24 protein-coding genes are annotated in these 20,627 nt (G+C 58.9%); 6 read left to right on the forward strand and 18 right to left on the reverse strand.

Going from position 1 to position 20,627, the window contains the following annotated elements; all coding sequences use genetic code 11:
* Positions 1 to 99: 99 nt before the first annotated feature.
* Both ET418_RS07305 and ET418_RS07310 read left to right on the forward strand, forming a co-directional pair.
* On the forward strand, positions 100 to 999 hold the full coding sequence (locus tag ET418_RS07305; protein WP_149306945.1) for a LysR family transcriptional regulator: 900 nt from the start codon (positions 100 to 102) through the stop codon (positions 997 to 999).
* 135 nt (positions 1,000 to 1,134) lie between these two features.
* Complete coding sequence (locus tag ET418_RS07310; protein ID WP_149306946.1) at positions 1,135 to 1,341, forward strand: hypothetical protein; 207 nt, start codon at positions 1,135 to 1,137, stop codon at positions 1,339 to 1,341.
* Between the two features lie 123 nt (positions 1,342 to 1,464).
* Here ET418_RS07310 and ET418_RS07315 read toward each other — a convergent pair whose 3' ends face one another.
* Positions 1,465 to 1,647 carry a hypothetical protein gene (locus tag ET418_RS07315; RefSeq protein ID WP_149306947.1) on the reverse strand — a complete coding sequence of 61 codons (183 nt, stop codon included), beginning with the start codon at positions 1,645 to 1,647 and terminating at the stop codon, positions 1,465 to 1,467.
* A 4-nt stretch (positions 1,648 to 1,651) separates the two neighbouring features.
* Positions 1,652 to 1,834 carry a helix-turn-helix domain-containing protein gene (locus ET418_RS07320; protein ID WP_149306948.1) on the reverse strand — a complete coding sequence of 61 codons (183 nt, stop codon included), beginning with the start codon at positions 1,832 to 1,834 and terminating at the stop codon, positions 1,652 to 1,654.
* A 166-nt stretch (positions 1,835 to 2,000) separates the two neighbouring features.
* Here ET418_RS07320 and ET418_RS07325 point away from each other — a divergent pair, with 166 nt between their 5' ends.
* From ET418_RS07325 to hisB, 3 genes are all read left to right on the forward strand, one after another.
* Entirely contained in the window at positions 2,001 to 2,264 is a 264-nt protein-coding gene (locus ET418_RS07325) for a hypothetical protein (protein WP_149306949.1), read from the forward strand.
* 139 nt (positions 2,265 to 2,403) lie between these two features.
* Positions 2,404 to 3,456 (forward strand): histidinol-phosphate transaminase, encoded by a 1,053-nt coding sequence (hisC, locus tag ET418_RS07330; protein WP_149306950.1) that lies wholly within the window; start codon positions 2,404 to 2,406, stop codon positions 3,454 to 3,456.
* 121 nt (positions 3,457 to 3,577) lie between these two features.
* On the forward strand, positions 3,578 to 4,165 hold the full coding sequence (gene hisB / locus ET418_RS07335; RefSeq protein ID WP_149306951.1) for an imidazoleglycerol-phosphate dehydratase HisB: 588 nt from the start codon (positions 3,578 to 3,580) through the stop codon (positions 4,163 to 4,165).
* A gap of 83 nt (positions 4,166 to 4,248) precedes the next feature.
* Here the strand turns inward: hisB and ybgF are convergent, their stop codons facing one another.
* Positions 4,249 to 5,082 (reverse strand): tol-pal system protein YbgF, encoded by an 834-nt coding sequence (ybgF, locus tag ET418_RS07340; RefSeq protein ID WP_149306952.1) that lies wholly within the window; start codon positions 5,080 to 5,082, stop codon positions 4,249 to 4,251.
* 241 nt (positions 5,083 to 5,323) lie between these two features.
* On the opposite strand from ybgF, the gene ET418_RS07345 reads away from it, so the two are divergent.
* Positions 5,324 to 7,384, forward strand: a complete 2,061-nt coding sequence (locus tag ET418_RS07345; protein ID WP_149306953.1) for a sodium-translocating pyrophosphatase — start codon at positions 5,324 to 5,326, stop codon at positions 7,382 to 7,384.
* 93 nt (positions 7,385 to 7,477) lie between these two features.
* Here the strand turns inward: ET418_RS07345 and ET418_RS07350 are convergent, their stop codons facing one another.
* The 15 genes from ET418_RS07350 to lpxK form a co-directional block, all read right to left on the reverse strand.
* Positions 7,478 to 7,789 (reverse strand): cytochrome C, encoded by a 312-nt coding sequence (locus ET418_RS07350; protein WP_149306954.1) that lies wholly within the window; start codon positions 7,787 to 7,789, stop codon positions 7,478 to 7,480.
* Between the two features lie 87 nt (positions 7,790 to 7,876).
* Positions 7,877 to 8,374 carry a ferritin family protein gene (locus ET418_RS07355; protein WP_149306955.1) on the reverse strand — a complete coding sequence of 166 codons (498 nt, stop codon included), beginning with the start codon at positions 8,372 to 8,374 and terminating at the stop codon, positions 7,877 to 7,879.
* A gap of 87 nt (positions 8,375 to 8,461) precedes the next feature.
* A complete protein-coding gene (locus tag ET418_RS07360; protein ID WP_149306956.1) occupies positions 8,462 to 9,232 on the reverse strand; it encodes a tRNA threonylcarbamoyladenosine dehydratase in 771 nt (256 codons plus the stop codon).
* Between the two features lie 34 nt (positions 9,233 to 9,266).
* On the reverse strand, positions 9,267 to 10,262 hold the full coding sequence (waaC, locus tag ET418_RS07365; RefSeq protein ID WP_149306957.1) for a lipopolysaccharide heptosyltransferase I: 996 nt from the start codon (positions 10,260 to 10,262) through the stop codon (positions 9,267 to 9,269).
* A complete protein-coding gene (locus ET418_RS07370; protein ID WP_149306958.1) occupies positions 10,259 to 10,870 on the reverse strand; it encodes a DUF4254 domain-containing protein in 612 nt (203 codons plus the stop codon). Before ET418_RS07370 ends, waaC (ET418_RS07365) begins: the two co-directional genes overlap by 4 nt.
* Positions 10,864 to 11,934 (reverse strand): lipopolysaccharide heptosyltransferase I, encoded by a 1,071-nt coding sequence (gene waaC, locus ET418_RS07375; RefSeq protein ID WP_149306959.1) that lies wholly within the window; start codon positions 11,932 to 11,934, stop codon positions 10,864 to 10,866. Before waaC (ET418_RS07375) ends, ET418_RS07370 begins: the two co-directional genes overlap by 7 nt.
* 275 nt (positions 11,935 to 12,209) lie before the next feature.
* A complete protein-coding gene (locus ET418_RS07380; protein ID WP_149306960.1) occupies positions 12,210 to 13,079 on the reverse strand; it encodes a glycosyltransferase family A protein in 870 nt (289 codons plus the stop codon).
* A gap of 43 nt (positions 13,080 to 13,122) precedes the next feature.
* Entirely contained in the window at positions 13,123 to 14,010 is an 888-nt protein-coding gene (locus ET418_RS07385; RefSeq protein ID WP_188055403.1) for a glycosyltransferase family 2 protein, read from the reverse strand.
* Positions 14,000 to 15,139, reverse strand: coding sequence for a glycosyltransferase family 9 protein (locus ET418_RS07390; protein ID WP_149306962.1), 1,140 nt, complete (start codon positions 15,137 to 15,139; stop codon positions 14,000 to 14,002). Before ET418_RS07390 ends, ET418_RS07385 begins: the two co-directional genes overlap by 11 nt.
* Positions 15,136 to 16,197 (reverse strand): glycosyltransferase family 4 protein, encoded by a 1,062-nt coding sequence (locus tag ET418_RS07395; protein WP_149306963.1) that lies wholly within the window; start codon positions 16,195 to 16,197, stop codon positions 15,136 to 15,138. Before ET418_RS07395 ends, ET418_RS07390 begins: the two co-directional genes overlap by 4 nt.
* A 38-nt stretch (positions 16,198 to 16,235) precedes the next feature.
* A complete protein-coding gene (locus ET418_RS07400) occupies positions 16,236 to 17,027 on the reverse strand; it encodes a glycosyltransferase family 2 protein (RefSeq protein WP_149306964.1) in 792 nt (263 codons plus the stop codon).
* 73 nt (positions 17,028 to 17,100) lie between these two features.
* The gene (locus tag ET418_RS07405) at positions 17,101 to 18,078 is read right to left on the reverse strand and encodes a glycosyltransferase family protein (protein WP_149306965.1); all 978 of its coding nucleotides are present in this window, start codon (positions 18,076 to 18,078) and stop codon (positions 17,101 to 17,103) included.
* A gap of 145 nt (positions 18,079 to 18,223) precedes the next feature.
* Entirely contained in the window at positions 18,224 to 19,279 is a 1,056-nt protein-coding gene (gene waaF / locus ET418_RS07410) for a lipopolysaccharide heptosyltransferase II (RefSeq protein ID WP_246152980.1), read from the reverse strand.
* The gene (locus tag ET418_RS07415) at positions 19,276 to 19,470 is read right to left on the reverse strand and encodes a Trm112 family protein (RefSeq protein ID WP_149306966.1); all 195 of its coding nucleotides are present in this window, start codon (positions 19,468 to 19,470) and stop codon (positions 19,276 to 19,278) included. Before ET418_RS07415 ends, waaF begins: the two co-directional genes overlap by 4 nt.
* A gap of 43 nt (positions 19,471 to 19,513) precedes the next feature.
* Entirely contained in the window at positions 19,514 to 20,599 is a 1,086-nt protein-coding gene (gene lpxK / locus ET418_RS07420; protein WP_149306967.1) for a tetraacyldisaccharide 4'-kinase, read from the reverse strand.
* Positions 20,600 to 20,627: the final 28 nt, after the last annotated feature.

The raw sequence follows: 20,627 nt of genomic DNA on the forward strand, positions 1-20,627 counted from the left end.
CCTTTCCTCTCCTCACATTTACTGTTTGTATAATATCCCCGCCCATGCTATTCGTAAAACGAATTAAATTCATACTGTATATTCTCAATAGGACTAACAATGGAATTGCGGACATTACGGGCTTTTGTCGAGGTAGTGCGCCACGGGGGCTTTTCACGAGCCGCAAAGACGCTGTACGTGACCCAGTCGGCCGTGAGCAAGGCCGTAAAGCAGCTTGAGGATGAGTTGAGCCTCCAACTGGTGGACCGGATCGGCCAGGGGTGCAAGATGACGGCGGCGGGAGAGGTGGTCTACCGGCGGGCGCTCACGATCCTGGCCCAGGGGGACGATCTGAAAGCGGAACTGGAGGAGTTGCGGGGGCTCAAAGGGGGCACGCTGCGCCTCGGGGTACCGCTCATCGGCAGCAATACCCTCTTTGCCCACTGGTTCGCCGCCTTTCGCAGCCGCTACCCCGGCGTGGACCTGCGGCTGGTGGAACACGGCAGCAAGCGTCTGGAAGAACTGGTGCTGGCGGGGGAACTGGACCTGGCGGCAACGCTGCTGCCGGTGGGAGCGGAGTTCGAGTGGCAGGAGGTATGGCGCGAGCCCATCGATGTGCTTCTGGCGGCGGACCACCCCTTGGCGGCAGCGGACCGGCTCACCTTCGCGGCGCTCAAGGATGAGCCGTTTATCCTCTACGGGCCGGGTTTCGCCCTCAACCCGATGATCTTGGAGGCCTGCCGGGAAGCGGGATTCACGCCCAAGGTCGCGGCAAACTCCAGCCAGATCGACTTCATCATCGAATTGGTGGCCTCGAAGCTCGGCGTCGCCCTGCTGCCCCGCATGATCGCGGAACAGCGGCATCATCGCCTGACAAGATGCATCCCGGTCGATCAACCGGCGATCTTTTGGCATATGGCCTTGATCTGGCGGCGCGGGGGCTACCTGTCGCACGCCGCGCAGGCATGGTTGGGGCTGGCGGGCGAACCGGGGATTCGGCTCACCCCGGAGCGGAGTTAGGCCCCCATTTATATAGAAGAACGCCCCATTTCCTCATTTACCCCGTATTTCCTCATTTCCCGCTTCAATTACTCGGTATAATCACCCGAATGAGTGAACGCAAACCATCCACACCAAGGAAATGAGGATCGACCGATGAAAAAACATATCTGGGTAAAAACGGCACTTATGCTCGCAACGATCTCGATGCTGTCCGGTTGTCTCGGCTGGCCGTATGAAGGCGGCGGCGGTGGCGGACGTGGCAACGGGAGCATAAGCGGCGGCAGGGGCGGCGGCTTATTCCATGATGAACAGCGCGGCGGCGGTGGCGACCGCGGCGGCGATGACGGCGGCCGTCGTTGATCTGAGAAAAGCCATGGGGACCAGGTCGGCACTCTTCAAGTTATCGGCATTTTTGAGGCGTGCCGGCCGGGTCCCTGCCTTTCTCTCGAATCACGCCAAACCCGCCTAACAGCAGAATAGCTACTACTTCCAATAAGCAATGGCAGGCCTGATCGCCAGCAGGACCGCAACACCGAGAACCACCCACACATACGGCAAGACCGCCGCATGGAAATACGCCCCCGCCGCAATACCGAACAGGAACGCGCACCACTTCAGCAGCCACACATCCCACCAGTTCCAGATCTTCGTTATGAACAGTCTCATCACATCACACCGAGGGCGTCATGTTCAATTCCTGCTCGATGTCATCGCCATTCAGCAGGATCACCTTGCCCTTGCCCCCTTCAGTGCGCAGCACGCCATTTTCGATCCAATTTTGTAGCTGTTGGTTGGTGACTCCGAACTTGGCTGCCGCTTCGTCGATGGTATACCAGTTTTTCGTCAATGACATGGCTCGCTCCTTTTACACGGGATGACATGAATTATTATACCATGTCCTAACAGGTCGGCAGTAAACCCCGCATTCGGGGTAGAGGGAAATATTTTGCCTTGGGAATTTCCGCGGGTATACTGTTGAGCAGGTACAACCAACAACATCAGGGAGGGGCCGCGAGATCATGAAGGCGGAGATCTATTCCATTACGTACCGGATACCCTTGACGGATGCCCAACAGGCGCGGCTCGACCGGAAGTGGCCCGACGGCGACCCGTTCATATCCTATGAAAAGATCGCATCCCTGCTGGAACCGCTGCCGGTGGAAGACCTGGACTGGTCCAACCATACCGGCCGGTATTTCTACTTTACCGTGCACGGGGACGACCGGGAAGGCACGGTAGCGGAGGTCATCGAACGGCTCGAACGGAAGCTGGGGGGCACGTGATGGGATGAACGGGGAATTGAGCTGGCAGGCTGCTATTTCAGAAAGTCTGCGCGGTTCATATGGACACCGTAACGGTCTTCGCCCTCCCCTGCGTTTCAGACTTGAACACAACGCCCAAGCGTGATATTTCTCATACATTATGAACCGACTACGACCTAATATACGCGACATGAAGGGGTATGTCCCCGGCTTCCAGCCGGACGACGTGGCCTCGTGGATCAAGCTGAACACCAACGAAAATCCCTATCCGCCGTCACCCAGAGTCGTGGAGGCCATCTACGAGGAAGTGGGCGTGGACGGCGCCCTGTTGCGCACCTACCCCAGCGCCTCCAGTGCGAAACTGCGCGAGGCGGCCGGCGAACTGTACGGCTTCGATCCCTCCTGGATCATCATGGCCAACGGTTCCGACGAGGTACTCAACAACCTGATCCGGGCCTGCGCCGGCGAGGGTGAGGAGATCGCCCTCGTCCACCCCTCCTACTCCTACTACGCCACCCTGGCGGAGGTTCAAGGGGCCAGGGTCCGCTGTTTCGGCCTGACGGACGACTTCCGCATCGCCGACTTCCCGGAGCGCTACGAGGGGAAACTGTTCTTCCTCACCTCCCCCAATGCGCCGCTCGGCTTCGCGTTCCCCCAGGAGTACGTCGAGGAGCTGGCCCAACGGTGCAGCGGCCTGCTGGTGATCGACGAGGCCTATGCCGACTTTGCCGACGCCAATGTGATGGAACTGGTGAAAAAATACGACAACGTGGTGGTGACCCGCACCTTTTCCAAGAGCTACGCCCTGGCCGGCATGCGCCTCGGCCTGGCCATCGCCCGGCCGGAGATCATCGCCGCCCTGGACAAGATCCGCGACCACTACAACCTGGACCGTCTGGCCCAGGCGGCCTGCGTGGCCGCGCTGCAGGACCAGCCCTATTTCCGCAACAGCTGCACCCGCATCCGTGAGACCCGTGAGTGGTTCACCCAGGAGTTGATCGCCATCGGCTATCAGGTGATCCCGTCCCAGACCAATTTCGTCTTCGTCTCCCCGCCCGACCGGAACGGCAAGCGGGTCTACGAGGCCCTGTACGGCCGCAAGATTCTGGTGCGCCTCCTGTCCGATCCGCTCTTGGCCCACGGCCTGCGCATCTCCATCGGGACCCGCGAGGAGATGGAACTGACCCTGGCGGCCTTGAAGGAGATCGGGTAGAGTCCGTTGTTTTTATGTGACTTATAGGTCTTATGGGACTTATATGTCCCATTTATCCCATAAGTCCTATCTCCCCCGCGGGGGGAGGGGAATTTTGCAAAAGGCACTACAGGGAGGTCATATGTCACGATGCGCCGCACTAGAACGGATCACCCAGGAAACAAAGATCAAGCTGGCGCTGGACGTGGATGGCAGCGGCCAGGCCACGATCTGCACCTCGGTCCCGTTTTTAGACCACATGCTGAACCTGTTCGCCCGGCATGGCCTTTTCGATCTCAAGATCGAGGCCTGCGGCGATATCGACATCGACTTCCACCATACGGTGGAGGATATCGGCATCGTGCTGGGCGAGGCGTTCAAACAGGCCCTGGGCGATAAGCAGGGAATCCGGCGCTACGGCCAGGCCACGGTACCCATGGACGAAACCCTGGCGGCGGTGGCGGTGGACATCTCCGGCCGCCCCTACCTGGTGTACAACGTGCGGCTCCCCAAGGTGAAGCTCGGCGAGTTCGACGTGGAACTGGCCCGTGAGTTCTTCCAGGCCTTTGCCAACCACTGCGGCCTGAACCTGCACATCAACGTGATGTACGGCGACAACGTGCACCACATCCTGGAGGCCTGCTTCAAGGCGGTGGCGCGGGCCCTGGATGCGGCGACCCAGCTCGACCCGCGGGTGCAGGGGGTCATGTCCACCAAAGGGGTTCTGTAACACAAGCACCCCACGATCCAATGAAAAAAGGGCGACCCCCACGGGCCGCCCTTTCTGTTTTCATCATCCGCACACCATCCCGCCTATTTGATCTCCTTCAGCAATTCCTTGGCCTTCTTCGCCTCGTCGCTCTTGGGATACCCCTCCACCAGCTTCTTCAAGACGTACCGGGCGCTCTTGGCGTCCTTGATGGCCTTGAAGGACATGGCCTGTTTGAGCATGGCAGCCGGGACCTTGTCCTTGGTCGGATACTGCTTGATCACCTCCTGGTACGCCAGGATGGCCGGTTCATACCCCTTTTCGCTGTAGAAGGTCTCGCCGATCCAGTACTGGGCATTGGCGGCCAGGTCGTGCTGGGGGTACTTGTCCAGGAATTTGGTGAAGATATCCCGCGCACCGGGCATGTCTCCCGCCTTGAAGAGCTCCAGCCCCTTTGTATAGAAGGATTCGGGGGTAACGACCTCTTCCTTTTTCGGCAGGGAGGCGAGGTCGCCCATCTTCTTGCCCAGTTCGTCGATGGCCGTCTGCAACTTCATGACCCGGTCTTCCAGGGTGAGCATACGCTTGTCCGCATCCTCACGGTAGCGGGTCAGGTCGTCCGTCGGCTTTTTGGTGGCGATGGCCAGATCGTCCGCCTTGCCGTTCAGGGCCTGGATATCGGTCCTGAGACTGTCCATGGAGGCCTGGATATCGGCAGAGAGCTTGCGAACCGCCGTCACGTCGGATTTGTATTCCTTCTCGATGGAGCCGATCCCCTGTTTGGACTCGTCCCTCACCCCCCCCAGGTCCTTTTCCACGGAAAACAGCCTGGTCTTGACGGCATCCACATCGCTGCGGACCACGTCGAGCGAACTTTGGGTAGCGCAACCGGCAAGCCCTGTCATGGCAGCCAAGAGTACTAAATATGCATATTTCATCAGGGAATACTCCTTTGATGGTCGTTATGGTGTGCACGCAGTACAGACTCTTTATATATCATGCCGCCCGCGCCATGACAAGTGGGAGGCGGGCCAGACCAAAAGAGAGGAAACATGCGGCAGGGCGCAGGAAATAACGCTTGACAATCAACCGCTATTCAATTAACAATTTTTCGTTTCTGCATGTGAAGAAGAATTGCCTGATTATCGGCTATTTATATCAACAGGAGGAATTGAGAGAATGGAACAGTATGCTGTGTACTTCGCCCTGGTCTGCGCCGTAGTGGCTGTCGCCTACGGACTGATTTCGGCACAGTGGATTCTGGGGCTGCCGCAGGGCAATGACCGGATGCGCCAGATCGCTGCCGCGATTCAGGAGGGCGCCGGCGCCTACATGAAACGCCAGTACACGATCATCGCCGTTGTGGGCGTGATCATGTTCGTCGCATTGTTCGCCACCCTGGGTGTCAAGACCGCCATCGGCTTCGCCATTGGCGCGCTCTTCTCCGGCCTTACCGGTTTCATCGGCATGTTCGTATCGGTCCGCGCCAACGTGCGCACCACCGAGGCGGCCAAAAGCGGCATCGTCAAGGCCCTTAACGTGGCCTTCAAGGGGGGCGCCATCACCGGCATGCTGGTGGTCGGCCTGGGCCTTCTGGGCGTGGCCGGCTACTACCTGGCCCTGCAGAAACTGATGCCGGGCGCACCGGTGAAGGAAGTGGTCAGCCAGTTGGTCGGCCTCGGCTTCGGCGGTTCCCTGATCTCCATCTTCGCCCGTCTGGGCGGCGGTATCTTCACCAAGGGCGCCGACGTGGGCGCCGACCTGGTGGGCAAGGTCGAGGCAGGCATCCCCGAGGACGACCCCCGCAACCCGGCCGTCATCGCCGACAACGTGGGCGACAACGTGGGCGACTGCGCCGGTATGGCCGCCGACCTGTTCGAAACCTACGCCGTGACCCTGATCGCCGCCATGCTGCTGGGCGCCATCGCCTTCAACAGCAACCAGAGCGCGGTCAGTTATCCGCTGATCCTGGGCGGCATCTCCATCGTCACCTCGGTTATCGGCACCTTCTTCGTCAAACTGGGCGCCAGCCAGAAGATCATGCCCGCCCTGTACAAAGGGCTGATCGTCTCCGCCGTCCTGGCCTGCATCGCCTTCTACTTCGTCACGGTCCAGATGTTCCCCCAAGGGCTCACCAATGACTCCGGGGCGACCTTCAGCGCCATCAACATCTTCATCTCCTCCATCGTCGGCCTGGTCGTGACCGGGGCCATTTTCTGGATCACCGAATACTACACTTCCACCGAATACGGCCCGGTCCGCCACATCGCCCAGGCCTCCACCACCGGCCACGGCACCAACGTCATCGCCGGCCTCGGCGTCTCCATGAAAGCCACGGCCGCTCCGGTGATCGTCATCGCAGCCGGTATCATCGTCTCCTTCCAGTGCGCCGGGGTCTACGGCATCGCCATAGCGGCCGTGTCCATGCTCTCCCTGACCGGCATCGTCGTGGCCATGGACGCCTACGGCCCGATCACCGACAATGCCGGCGGCATCGCCGAGATGGCCGAACTGGACGACTCGGTCCGCGCCGTGACCGACCCCCTGGACGCGGTGGGCAACACCACCAAGGCCGTGACCAAGGGCTACGCCATCGGCTCCGCCGGCCTGGCCGCCGTTATCCTCTTCACCTCCTATGTGGATGAGTTGAAGTTTGCCGGCAAGGCCATCACCTTCGACCTGTCCGACCCCTACATCATCGTCGGCCTCTTCATCGGCGGCATGCTCCCCTACTACTTCGCAGCCCAGTGCATGGAAGCGGTCGGCAAGGCCGGCGGCGCCGTTGTTGTGGAAGTCCGTCGCCAGTTCCGGGAGATCAAGGGGATCATGGAAGGCACCGGCAAGCCGGACTACGCCTCCTGCGTCGATATCGTCACCAAGACCGCCCTGAAGGAAATGGTCATCCCCGGCCTGATCCCGATCCTCGCCCCGGTCATCGTCGGCTTCACCCTCGGTCCCAAGGCCCTGGGGGGCGTGATCGTCGGCACCATCGTCACCGGTATCTTCGTGGCCATTTCCATGACCACCGGCGGCGGCGCTTGGGATAACGCCAAGAAGTACATCGAGGACGGCCACCACGGCGGCAAAGGCGGCGACGCCCACAAAGCTGCCGTTACCGGCGACACCGTCGGCGACCCGTACAAGGACACCGCCGGCCCGGCCGTCAACCCGATGATCAAGATCATCAACATCGTCTCGCTGCTGCTCGTGCCGCTCCTGGCCAAGTACTACGTGGGATGATGTAGCAGATTCGCTTGTTCCGAAAACAGAAGCGGCAGGGGAGATCATCCCCTGCCGCTTTTTTCATGCCATGTTGTCCCGCCGGGGCCGCCTCTATTTCTTCAAGGGGTTCTGTTTCCAGTAGATGCCCAGCACCTCCCGCTCGTTGGCGTTCAGTTTGGCCCCCCGCCGCTCCATCTCCTGCTGGATCGTGGCCATGTCCTTCCCTGACGACAACGCGGCGTCGATCCGTTTGTCGCTGTGACAGACCGTGCATCTCTTTTCGATGACGGCATGGGCCTTTTTGAAGTCGCCTCCGACCACATTGCCCAGATTTTTCCCCGTTGCGGTGTCGTCCTGTGCGGCCCACAGGGGCGCCGCGGCAACCACCGCAATGATAAGCGCAAGCGTCTGGCTGATGTTCATTGCTGTTCCTTTCTATGGGAAAGATGAAAAGGCCTGACGGCATCTCCAGCCGGCAGGCCCCCGTTGTAGCACGAAGAAGGGAACGCCCTACTCCCTGACGTAGATGTCCTGGTCGCTCTCATGCACCATTTTCATGACGTGGGCGTACTCGGACTCGATCAGGTCATAGTGTCCCTGGGTTTCCTTGACGACCCGTTCGAAGACGCTCCTGACCCCGGGGTCCACCATATCCTTTGCGAACTGTGAATACTGGCCGATGCACTCCTTCTCCTCGGCCAAGGCCAATTCCAGGGCCTTCTGCTCGACCATTTCTTCGTTGATGGCCTTCTCCAGCTTCATATAGGTAGGGTTCTTCGTATCGGCCGGCGAATTAATGTAGCTGGTCAGGTCTCCGAATTCTTCCCCCTTGTAGTGAGCGAAGAACGCCTTGAGATGGCCGACCTCTTCGTTGGCCAACAGGTCAAACACCTTCCTGGCACGCTCGTTCTTCGCCACCGAGGCGGCCTTGCGGTAGAAATCCATGCTATCCTTTTCAGCCTTGATCGCCAGCTTCAAGGCCTCCTGTAGCGAAAACTCTCTCCCCATGGTTCCCTCCTATGGCTAAGTTGTGTATACGAGTATAACGGGGAAATGACAACGGTCAACCAGAAAAATTCAGGGCGTGGGGTGGGGTCAATGCCCCTGTTTCAGCAGTTCGTTGACAACGGTTCCGGCCATGGTCAGGCCGAAGATGGAGGGGATGAAGGAGATACTGCCCAGGATCACGCGGCGGTTTTCGCAGCGGAACACCTGGTCGTCCCGATTGGGACAGATGCATTCCGTGCCGCAATGGGCGGCCTGGGGGTTGAGTTCGCGGTGTCCCTCGGTGGAGTAGACGACTTGAACCCCCTCATGGATACCGGCCTGGCGGAGTATCTTGCGCATGCTGCGGGCCATGCGGCAGTTGCGAGTGGCGGAGATGTCCGCCACCTGGATTTTGGTGGGGTCGAGCTTGTTGGCCGCCCCCATGCTGGAGATGACCGGGATGCCACTGGCGCGGCAGATGGTGATCAGGGCGGTCTTGGCGGTGAAATGGTCGATGGCGTCCAGCACGTAGTCCGGGCGGGGCGTCAACAACTGTGCCGCATTCTCAGCGGAGAAGAAGGCCTTGACCGGGACGATCTCGGCGTCCGGGTTGATGTCTTTGAGCCGCCCGGCCATGACCTCGACCTTGGACATGCCCACCGTGCTGGAGAGGGCGTGAATCTGGCGGTTGACATTGGTCAGGCAGATGTCGTCGAAATCCACCAGGGTGATGGAGCCGACCCCGGCCCGCCCCAGGGCCTCGGCCGCATAACTGCCGACCCCGCCGATACCGCAGATCATGACCCGCTTCCGGCGGAGCGTCTCGAGCCCTTCTTGGCCGACCAGGAGTTCGGTGCGGGAAAAACGATGGAGTGTCATGGGGTTTTCTCCACGTGGTGGATTGTGGTTGGAGTCATGCCAAGAGTTCCTGCGCCAACCGGGCGATCTCTTCCGGGGTGATATGCCCGACCGAGTCGTCACGGGAGTCAGGCTTACGCAGGTTGACCACAGACGACGTCGTTATGACCCGATTGCGCTCCGTGGGATAGATGCATACCGGCGTTGCTCCGAACAGGGTTATGGAGGAAACTCCACAGGCCCAGGCGATATGGGTCGGTCCCGAATCCCCGCCGATGACGAGATCGCAGCGCCCCACCGTCGCCTTGAGCTGGTTCAGGTTCAAACGGGGTAATACCCGGACATGAGGCGCACGTTCGGCAATCAGGGATGCGGTCAGGAACTCCTGCTGGTTGCCGTGGCAGATCATGATGTTTCCCGGCAACAGATTCGCGATACGCGCAAACTTTTCAGGCGGGTAGTTCTTGTAGCTTGCGCTGGTTTCGGGCACAAGCAGGATATTATGCTTGTCCGTAGCGAAATACTCCTCCGTGGCCGCGCCGTCGCCCTCCCCCCAGAACAGGTACGGCTTGGGGGGGCACAATTCGTCAGGCCGGAAATCCAGGCCGAGGCTCTGGGCGGCAAGGGTCGTGTAGCGGCACACCGCAGGGAGATCCAGCGGAACCGGGACCGAGCGGTTATAGAACAGGCCGGCCAACGGCTCTTTGAGCATCTGCCGGGCGAACCCGTACCGGATGCCGCCCAGGGAAGCGGCTATGACGGCGGACTTCAACATGCCGTGCAGGTCGATGACAACATCGAAATCGCCGCATGATGCAAGGCGGCGGTACTCGGCACGCAAGGCGGTCAAGGACTTCTTCCTTTTCAGCTCTTTCAGGTCGATCCGGATGATCTGCTGGATATCGGGGTTATGATCGAGAATATCGGCAAAACGCCTCTCGGCTACCCAGGTGACATGGCACTCCGGCAGGCGGCTGCGCACGACCTGCAACGCCGCCATGGCGAGGATGATATCCCCCAGCGAGGTGAGCCTGACAAAAGCGATCTTCATCCCTGGTTGCGCGCCCGGTACAATTCCGGGTTCAAGGTCGGGTCGTTGTACATCTTGAATTGTTTGTAGAGCTTCATCCGTTTGTGGCCTGCCACATAATCGGCCAGCAACTGTTCAAGGGCGACATACAGGTCATAGCGCTGGAGTTTCAGCACGGAGAGACGGTGGAGCGAGCGCTGCCGGTGAACATCGTCGATATCGCCGCGGCGGCTGTCTTCGTCCATGTGATAGATCTTGAGCGACATGATGGATATGCGGTCCACGATACTGCCGGGGGTCTCGGAATTGATCCGGTCCGCGGTCTGCTTGGGAGCGACAGCCGTAACCTGGGCCAGGATCGCCTCGTCCAGTTTTTCGATCAGATCGTTGCGTTGCTGATTGAGCTTGTCGATGGCGCGCTTGACGACGGCAATGGCGCTGTCGTCCACATCGGTGCGGCGCGCCTTGTCCTCCTCGTGCCACAACAGATAGTTGCGGTAGGCCAGCTCCAGGGCGATGGGGCTGATGGGGATATCCAGCGCATCATAGGTGGCGGGATCGGTATGCCAATAGCTCAGATAGCGGTCAAAGGCATCCTCGAGCCCGTTCAGGTTCAGCTTGGTCAACATGGTGCATCCTTTCCATTCGGGTACTGTCCGATCAAATCCGTTACCGCGCCAAAGAGAGCATCAACGGTGATGCTGCGGCGGCACTCCCCGTCCCGGTCGCAGGAGGTCCGGTAGCAGGCAGCGCACTCCATGGCGGCCTGAACCGTGCGGTGCCGTTTCCCTTGGGGGGCATAGGTGGCGGCGCTGGTCGCCCGGTAAAAGGAGACCGTGGGGGTGCCGACGGCAGCGGCCAGGTATACCGGGCCGGTGTCGCCGCCGATAACCAGATCCACCCTCCTGAGCACCGGGATGAGTTCCCTGATGCGCAGCCAGGGGAGGAGGTGCACCGCCGGACCGACTTCACCGGCGATCCGCTCCCCCAGGGCCTTTTCGCCGGGGCTGCCCCAGTTGATCAGTATGGTCGCCCCGGGATACCGGGCCACGACCCGGCGCGCCAGCTCCGACCACCCCTCAGGATACCACAACTTGGTGTTCCAGGTGGTGCCGACCTGGAAGAGGATGACCGGCCCGCCCGGCAATCCTGCCCGGTAGCGTTCCGCGGCAGCCTCGTCCTCGGGTGCGGAGACGATGGCGCCCGTCAGTTCCATGCCGCGGTAATCCCTGCCGAACAGGGCGCTGACCACTCGCAGGTAGCGGTCGGTAACGTTGCGGTCGCTGTCCCTAAACGGGATGCGACGGGTGGTGAACAGACAGTTGGCCTTTTCCTGCGCGACCTCCCTGGTGAAGCCGACCCGTTCGCGGGCGCCGGTGAGCCAGGCGATCAGGCCGCTCTTCAGGTTCCCCTGGATGTCGAAGACCAGGTCGTAGCAGCGTTCCCGCAACTCCATGCGCAACGCCCTCAGGTCCTTGCGGGTCTCCGCGGAGAACGGGGCCTTGCGCCACTTCCTTGTCCTGACGACATGAATTTGCGACAGGCCGGGATTGTGCTCCAGCACCGGCAGAAACGGTTCTTCGACCACCCAGTCGATCTCGACCCCGGTCGACACCTGGCGCAGGTAATCGATAACCGGCAGGGCGTGAATGATGTCGCCCAGGGCGGATGTTTTTATGATCAGAACGCGCATCGGTTATCCCGCCTTATACACGGCACCAACCTTCAATGCGCGCTTTCCGTTACGTTGTGACACCATACCATTCATTTCTGCCGACTCGCCATGATATGACAAGCGTCGGCGCTCCACGGGATTGGGCAGCAGGTAAAAAGCTCCCCCCGGTGTCAACACGGGGTTTTCCAGGTGCCGGAGGTACCAGTATTCCGGCCCACAGGAGCAATTGTCGTAAATGTGGCCGGTTCTGAAGAAACTATCGTGGTCGAATTGTCCGAGAGTCCGTTGTCACTTTACCTGTGCCGTATGAAAGCAACACACAATTTTCGCAACAACCGCACTCCGCTCGGCACATTAACGGTTCTGCCCGCTTCAGCACTCAAACCCTTGATTTCACGATAGGTGGCGATTGGAGAGGGGTATCTCTTTATGCCTGCCTTTTCGGCGTATGATGCCATCAGGGTTTCAAGGGCAGCCCGGTATGCCTTCTTTTTGTCTTTCGACCGTTTTTCTTCAAACGTATTGTTTTTACTGTGCACGCGATAGTTTATACCCAATGCCGGAACATAGGTTTTGTTCTCACCAAGTATTGAGGTACCGAAAACAATCACATCATCAGCCCTTACCTTCCAATTCCTTTCGTCACCGTATGGCAGCAGCTTATGAAAGAGTCCTCCTGAAATGGATACACACGATGTGGGTGCTCCGATCCAATAGTTAAGAAAAAGAGTTATGGATGAGGTTGTGCCTATCTCTATGGTTGATACGTTTTCGATGAGGCTTGAAGTAAGTCTTGTATCATCCACACCAAATCTTATGCTTTTACAGTACGTAAAATCCCTGTTGTCTTTCTTCGTAAAACTGCACCATAATTCCAGATAATCCTGTGGGTAGATATCGTCGGAATCGAGAAAAAAGACCTGCGCATCGAACGGAATATGCTTTGCAGCACAATTAAAGGCAGAAAGCTGCCCTCCGTTTTCTTTTTCGATAGTTATTACATTTTCTTTTTTGTAGCCGGCAAGCACGTGCCGTGAATTATCCGTGGAGCCGTCGTCAACAACAATGATCAGGTCAAAAGGTTTTGACTGCTGGAGGACAGAATCCAAACATTCGCCAAGGTAGCCCCCGTAGTTAAAATTATTGATCAGGCAAATATTCATTCACAAAAATCCTTAGCGTTATCTATCCTTATGCGGTGAGGCACTAGTCATCCGGCTGGACAAGCCTGGCGTAGTATTCGTACTTGCGCTGTATCTTGCCGCTTTTTACAAAACAACTCAGTATCCGGTACTTGTAATACTTCATACGAAGCCTGGCCCGGTCGAGGGTAGCCAGCCACGCCGTATGGGGGGCGCCGTAGCATTTTTCGATATAGATGCGCCGGCTCTGCTGAAACAGCTTGCCACCGGCGGCCGAGGTAGACTGCCCCCCCGTATGGATGATCGAAACCTGGGGCAGCACATAGCACGGCACCCCCTGTTCCCAATACCGGTGAGCAAGCTCCGTATCCTCGTAATAGAAGAAAAAATCCTCGTCGAACAGGGGGGCGGCGAAACAGGAGCGCCGAATCATAAAAAAAGCGCCCAATACGCCGGGGACCCTGAGGGGAACGCGTGCTTTCGCTACCCGCAACTTCCACAGCTTGCTCTTGATTTTGCTGAGCGTCGGTGCATAGAGCAACAGGAGACCGGGAAAACTGAGAAAGCCTTGCATGCGGCCATCACTTCCCAGGATAACCGGAGAAGCGACACCGGCCTCGGGGCGGCTCTCAAAAAACTCCCACAGAGCAACCAGCGCTTCCCGGTTGAGAATCAGATCGGTATTCATGACGCAGGCATAGCGGCTTGCAACGGCCGCCATCCCCCGGTTCATGCCACGGCCATAGCCCAGGTTTTCGTTGGCCTGGATATAGACCAGGCCGTCCCCCTGCGCCTGTTCGAGCATCTCGCGCGAGCCATCGGTGGAAGAATTGTCAACCACCACCAGGCAATGGCGGAACGGCAGCTCGCACGTTGCAAAGAACCGGATCAATTCCTCGACGAGAGCACGGGTGTTGTAGTTTACCGCTATAAAGGCGATGTCAACGGCCATGATCGGCACCATGCGTCTGTTGTATCTGCGTAGTGGATGACGACAGCAATCGGGACGCCTCTTGGCAGACCTGGTCCGTTGTTATTGCCATCATGCAGGGATTTTCAACTGCTCCGTAACAATCGGGCCTGAGACAGGTCGGGTGGTCGCAGCCCGCTTGCAGGGTAACGATCCGGCCGCACCGGATCGGGCCGCGATAACCCGGGCGAACGAGCTTTGCCGACGGAGAATCATTGTTCCATGGATGCCAACGCCACAGTTCCGTGGGGCCGTAGAGCGCCACCACCGGTACGCCGGTTGATGCGGCAATGTGGGTAATTGCCGTATCGAGGCCGATATAGAGGCGGGCTCCCTGGAGCAGGCAGGCCATCTGGTTGAGGGACAGGCTGCCGGGTATCAATATGGGCTTTACGCTGCACTCTGCGGCGCTCTCCTTAAGCAATTGCGCCTCGGCTTCGTCGGGTGACGACGTCCAAACCGGTTGCAGGTGATGCTCCCGTGCCACATGATTGCTCACCTCGACAAAACGCTTTAGATCCCAATATTTATAGCCCCAGCGGGCAAAGGGATGGATGACGAAATAAGGGGGGACGGGTTCGCCACCCAGCGTAGCGGCAACGCGCTCCTCATCGCCCTTGTCCCAAAAGAGCCGCACCCTGAGCAACGAGTAGGGTATGCCCAGCGCATCTGCGACCTGGCCGCATAGCCCAACCATGTGCATATCTGCGGCACCGTCAATGGGGTGGCTGAATAACCTGGAGCGAAGAAACCGCGAGTAGGGCTTGTCGGTCTGACAAAAGCCCACGCGGTAGCGTCTGCTGGCGACGAGGACCGCCATGGCCCCCCGGTCGCCCGAATTCATCGTTATGGCCAGGTCATACTTTCTGACGAGCCCCAGGAGATAGCTGCTGCCAAGACCCGAGGCAGAATTTCTCCATTTCTCGGAATAGATGACCCTACGAATCCGGGGGTCTTTCTCCAGAAATTCGCCCGTACCACGGTTGACGAGGACATCGATTGCAACGCCGGGAAATGCGTCCATCAGAATTTCAACCAACGGCGTGGTGAGGACGACATCGCCGATGAGGCGGGTATTGGCTATCAGTATGGTGCCGGGCGCATCTATCATGGCCTTCCGCTCTCCCGGTCGGCGAGACCTTTGAATAGCTCCAGATACTGTTCGGTCGTGCTTTCGAGGGAATGGGCGGAAACAACATAGTCATAGGCCCGCTCCGCTGTTTTCCGATATTCTTCCGGGTGCTCCAGAACCTTATCGATGCATTCCGCCATAGCGGCGCTATCCTTTATGTCGCACAGGAACCCTCGCCCGGTAACGATTTCCGTCAACCCCCCGGCGGATGTGGACACGACCGGCACCTTATAGACAAAGGCATCGAGCACACTGCTGCCCAATCCCTCTTCTTCGGAACTCATGCAAAACACGTCCATGAGCAGAAAGACATCCTCAACCTCGGGAACGAATCCCATCAAATGATAGACATCGTTCAACCGGTACTCGTCTATCTTCTGCTGCACCGTGTTTCTGAGAGAACCATCGCCGAAATGCAAAAACACGAAGTCATCCCTCATCCGGGAGAGTTCCCGTACCGCTTCAATCATGGTAAGAGGGTCCTTGTGTTGCTCCAGGGCGGAAAAGGTTGCAACGATCTTTTTCCCCTTGGTGTCCACCTTGGCAACGATCTCCGTGGCCCGCCTGCTGTCCAGGGTCCGCGGTACGACGACATCGGAGATGATGGTGATATTCGGTATGCCAAAATTCTCCAGTATGGTTTTTACCCAGTTGGATATGGCAACGACATGATCGGTGGTGCGATACTTGATCTTCGTGAGTCTGCCCCGTGGCACGAAGTCGACCCGGCGCGTGTACACGATCGGTTTGCCGTGAAACGGTTTTGTCACGGCAGCCAGCGTCTGGGCTTTGGCTGTCTGGGCTTGCATGAGATCATAGGCTGCCGCGTTGGTCGCCAACCACCGAAGGCCGCCCAGGGTTCCGCCGATCTCGTGCACCGTTATCCCCAGTCCACGGGCTTTTTGCGACAGGGGGCACCCCTTTCGGCACAGCAGATCGACCTGAAGGCCTGCCTGTAGAAAGCCCATGATATTATAGAGGGTCTGACGTTCGCCCCCCCTCCAGCCCTTTTCGGTGTTTATGACCAATACGTGCATGCGCAGCCTTTTCGTGCCGTGTCGAGTACCACAACAGATCAATCCTCTTCGTTGAGTTCCGACAGCATGATTATCTTGTAAAAAACGCCGATGGCGCCCGAAACGGCTACGAGCAACCCGGTACGGCCGTCAAGAAAGCCGCGCTTCAGGATATAGCTCTTCACAAATGCGGCCACCGTTCGGACGACGGCGCGCAACGCCCCGCCCCTCTTTCCCGCAACCCGCATCTGCCGGGCGCCGGCGGTGGAGTAACTGTACATCTTCAGAATAAAATCTTCCGGCCTGTTATACGAAAAATGCTCCATGACACCGGCAAGCTTCTTGACGGCCCCATTGACTTCGACGGATTCGTGTACCTGCCGGTCATTGAATCTTCCCGCATCCTTCCTGAACACCCGCAGTATTTCATCGGGCCACCAACCGGAGTGACGGACCCACCGCTTTTTATACATATTCTTGCGCCTGAAACTGAGCCCCGCGTAAGCGCCATTGTTGTCGATGGCACCCCGTATCTCCTCCGCCAACTCAGGGGTGATGACCTCATCGGCGTCGATGGACAAGACCCACTCGTGAGTTGCTAACGAGAGGGCATAGTTTTTCTGGGGACCATACCCCAACCAGGGGTGATGAAAAAACCTCACGCCCGGATAGGTGGTGCAGATCTCTTCGGTCCTGTCGGTGCTTCCGGAGTCAACGACGATGATCTCCGCAGCCCAGGACACACTCTGAAGGCACGGGGCAATGGTAGCCTCACCATTCAAAACGATGAGGATGACGCTGATCTTGCACGGCGCCGTAACGGCGCGGTCAGCCAGACCTTGATGAACCATGAACAGACTCCTTGCCAGACCGGTTGCGCTGCCGCCAATCGTCAGGGGAACACGACGGGAGAACGAAACGATTCTATTTCATAAAGCCGAAGACGCGCTTAAGCCCATGAAAACGTGGCTTTTCCCGGTAGAAACTTTCGCAGAAACGATTGTCGCCGCTGTTTTCAGCCACCATCGCCAGAAAATACGCGGCTCGTTCTTTCGTCGTATGATACCTTACCAGATGCTCATGCCCGGCGGCCGCAATGGTCTCCACCAATGCAGGGTCGGAGAGTAAGAGATCCAATTTTTCGTCGAATTCGTCAGGGGTCTTGAAAACCATACAGTTTGTGCCGCTGGTGAAAGGATGCGGTATGGTAATGTCCAGCTCCTGCGTGAGCAACAAGGTGCCGGCAGCGGGGATTTCCCAGTAGCGGGCACAATCGTATCCAGCGCCGACCACGTTTACCGCAATCCGGCTGCGGTAGAGGATATCCTGATATTTCGGCGTTTTTATCGGCCACCCCCTGGACTGTGACCGAATGTATGCGCACTCGCCGGTACTTCCGCAGAATATGGCTGCATCGTCTCTATTCAAGAGTCTTTGATAGATTGAATAGCGCATGGTGTTGTTGTTCAGATTGGCGGCAAATGAGGCTTTTATGTCGCGTTGCAGCCTGGGGTGATCGAAATATCTCTTTTCCGCGGCAAACGGCAACGGATAGACCGGATCGGCGTTTTTATTGTTCCAGCATTTATTCAGCTCTCTTTTGAATACCGCCCTGAACTTCGCATAGGGGTAGACCTTGAATGCCTGGGAATCAGAACCGTCCACAAAGACCTTGTTGGGATTATCCATGTAATCCACCAGCCCGGTCCTCACCCCTTTATTAGAACAAACCACAATCAGATCGGCATGTTCCGCCTCTTTCAGGATCTTTCCGTTCGATGATCGTGCCGCGTAATTACTGTTCTCGGACGCGATGATCTCATGCCCGAGCTCCTGCAACCCCTCCATCAAGGAGGCTGTCAAATAATCATAATAAGGGGATAATATGCAAACGATCTTCATGCCAGCACCTTTTGACGGCGGCTTCCCACAAGCCCTTGAAATCCCAGGGGGTAACCATATTTTTTATGAACAGGCAACAAGACGCCGCAACAAAGCACTTTCCCTCCATAACCAGAGGTGAAATGCCTTTCCCCGACTCAGGAGATCATGACTGTGGCGGTTGTTGTGTAAGCGCCAACGCCGCCGCAACCACATCGTCCGCAGTAACCGCCGTCATGCAGCGATGGTCGGTCGGGCACTCCCGCAACTTGCAGGGGGCGCACGCCACGCCTTTGCGCACAATGGCCGCCTTGACGGTATAGGGCGCGGTGCCGGTATGGTCGGTGGGGCCGAAAATGGCCACCAGGGGCACATCGAAGGCGGCGGCAATATGCATCGGTCCGGAATCGTTGGTGACCATGAAATTGCTGCGTTTGATGAGCGCCATCAGTTCCCGCACGGTGGTCTTGCCGGCCATATTGAGGCAATCGCCTCCCAGGCGCTGCTCGATGTCGGCGGCAATGCCGGCCTCGCCGGGACTGCCGAAGATCACGATCCGTGCCTGCCACTCCGCGGCGAGGCGGCGGGCGACGTCGGCAAACCGGTCCGGGTACCACCGTTTGGCCGAGCCATAGGTAGCGCCGGGATTGACGGCGAGCACGCACGCTCCCGCCGGTATGCCCCCCTTGGCCAGCAGGGCCTCGGCGGCGGCGTCTTCCGCCGGCGTGGTGCACAGACGCGGCAGCACATCCACGCCCGTAATGCCGAAATGGCGCACCAGATTGCGGTAGTACTGGACCTCGTGACGGTGGGGCGGCGTTTCGTCCTGGGAATAACGGCCGGTCAGCAGCAAACTGCGGCCATCGCTGCTCTTTCCCAGCCTGACCGGTATGCCCGCCAGCCAGGGCACCAGGGCGGAATCGAAGGAGTTGGGTAGGATGATCACCATGTCGAATGAGCGTTTTCGCAGTTCGGAGGCCAGCCTGAGTCTGCCCCGCAGCCCCTGATGGGCCCCTTCGCGGTCGAAGACCATGACCTTGTCCACCCAGTCGTGGGGCGAAAAGACCTCCGCCACCGGGGGATTCGCCAGCAGGGTGATCTCGGCCTCGGGGTAGTGCTCCCGAATCAGCCCGAGGGCCGGCGTCGTCATAACCGCATCTCCGATCCAGTTGACCGCGCGGATCAGTATCCGGCGAACCTTATGGCGATCCGGGAGCATCATCGATCATCCTTTCCGGTATCCCCAGGCGTTACCGCTTCGGCCTCGTCCGCCAGCAGGACCGGAATACCCTCGCGGATCGGAAACTTCACCCCACAGGGGCGGCACAGCATGTACCGGCCACCGCCCGACAGTGAGAGCTCTCCCGTGCAGATGGGGCAGGCAAGTATGGATTGCAGACGTTCAGGCAGCATGTGCGTATCCTGTAATAAACTATATATTTTGACACAGGAACGGTTATTTTTGAAGTAAATTGTTCAGGAGACCCATCAGGGTGGTGGGGTCGTCGAGGGCAAACTCAAGCCGGGCGAGCAGGACCTTTTGGGCAAACTCCGGTGCAAGGCGGCGCAGCTTCACCCCGTCCTTTTCCGTCGTCACGGCGTACTCGGCGCCGCAGCCCCGGAAGGCCTCCCCCAATCCGGCCAGTTGGGCGGGGGTATAGGCGGCGTGATCGGGAAACGGGATGGTGCGAACCACGTCCAGCCCCAAGGTACGGAGCTCCTCGAAAAACGGGTCCGGCTCCCCGATGCCGGCAAAGGCCAGGACCTTTGTGCCCCGCAGAGCGTCAAAGGAGACAAGGGGCCCACCAGACAGGGGGAGGGCCGCGCCAAGGCGATGGCGGGCCGAACATGCAGGTTTCCCCGCCAGAGGCGCGGGGGAAAAACCCAGGGGGCAACGGGTATGGATAATCAGGTCGGCGCGTTGCACGGCGCTTATCGGCTCCCGCAGCAGTCCGGCCGGCAGGGTCCAGCCGTTGCCGAAGGGATGTGCGCAATCCACAAGCAGGATGTTCAGGTCGCGCTGGAGACGCAGGTGCTGAAAACCGTCATCCAGCAGGAAGATATCGGGAGAGAGCTGTTCCATGGCCAGCAGGCCGGCCCTCTGTCGGTCGGCCCCCATCACCACCATCAGGCCCGGCACCGTGGCGGCCAGCAGGTACGGTTCGTCACCGCACTGTCCGGCATCCAGACGGGTAGCATCCCCATCGGCGACAATAGCGGTCTGTCCCTCCATAGAGCCGCCATAGCCGCGCGACAGAACCGCCACCTTCAGGCCGCGGGCGATGAGCAACCGGGCGATAAAGGCCGTGGCAGGTGTTTTGCCGGTGCCCCCCACGGTGATGTTGCCCACCGAGATCACCGGCCGGGGCAGACGTTTTACCGTCAGGATCTGCTTTCCGTACAGGGTGCTGCGGATGATCTGGATACAGGCATAGAGCAGGGCAACCGGAGACAGGGCAAGGACCAGCAGGCGCCCGGCAAGCCCCTTTCGTGTTCCCGTGGCGACGCTGCGCCAGTATGTGGAAGAGGAGGTCAAATCCATCCCGATGGGCCCCTCCCCGCCGCCGTTT

Source organism: Oryzomonas rubra (assembly GCF_008369015.1).
In the GTDB taxonomy this organism is placed as follows: domain Bacteria; phylum Desulfobacterota; class Desulfuromonadia; order Geobacterales; family Pseudopelobacteraceae; genus Oryzomonas; species Oryzomonas japonica.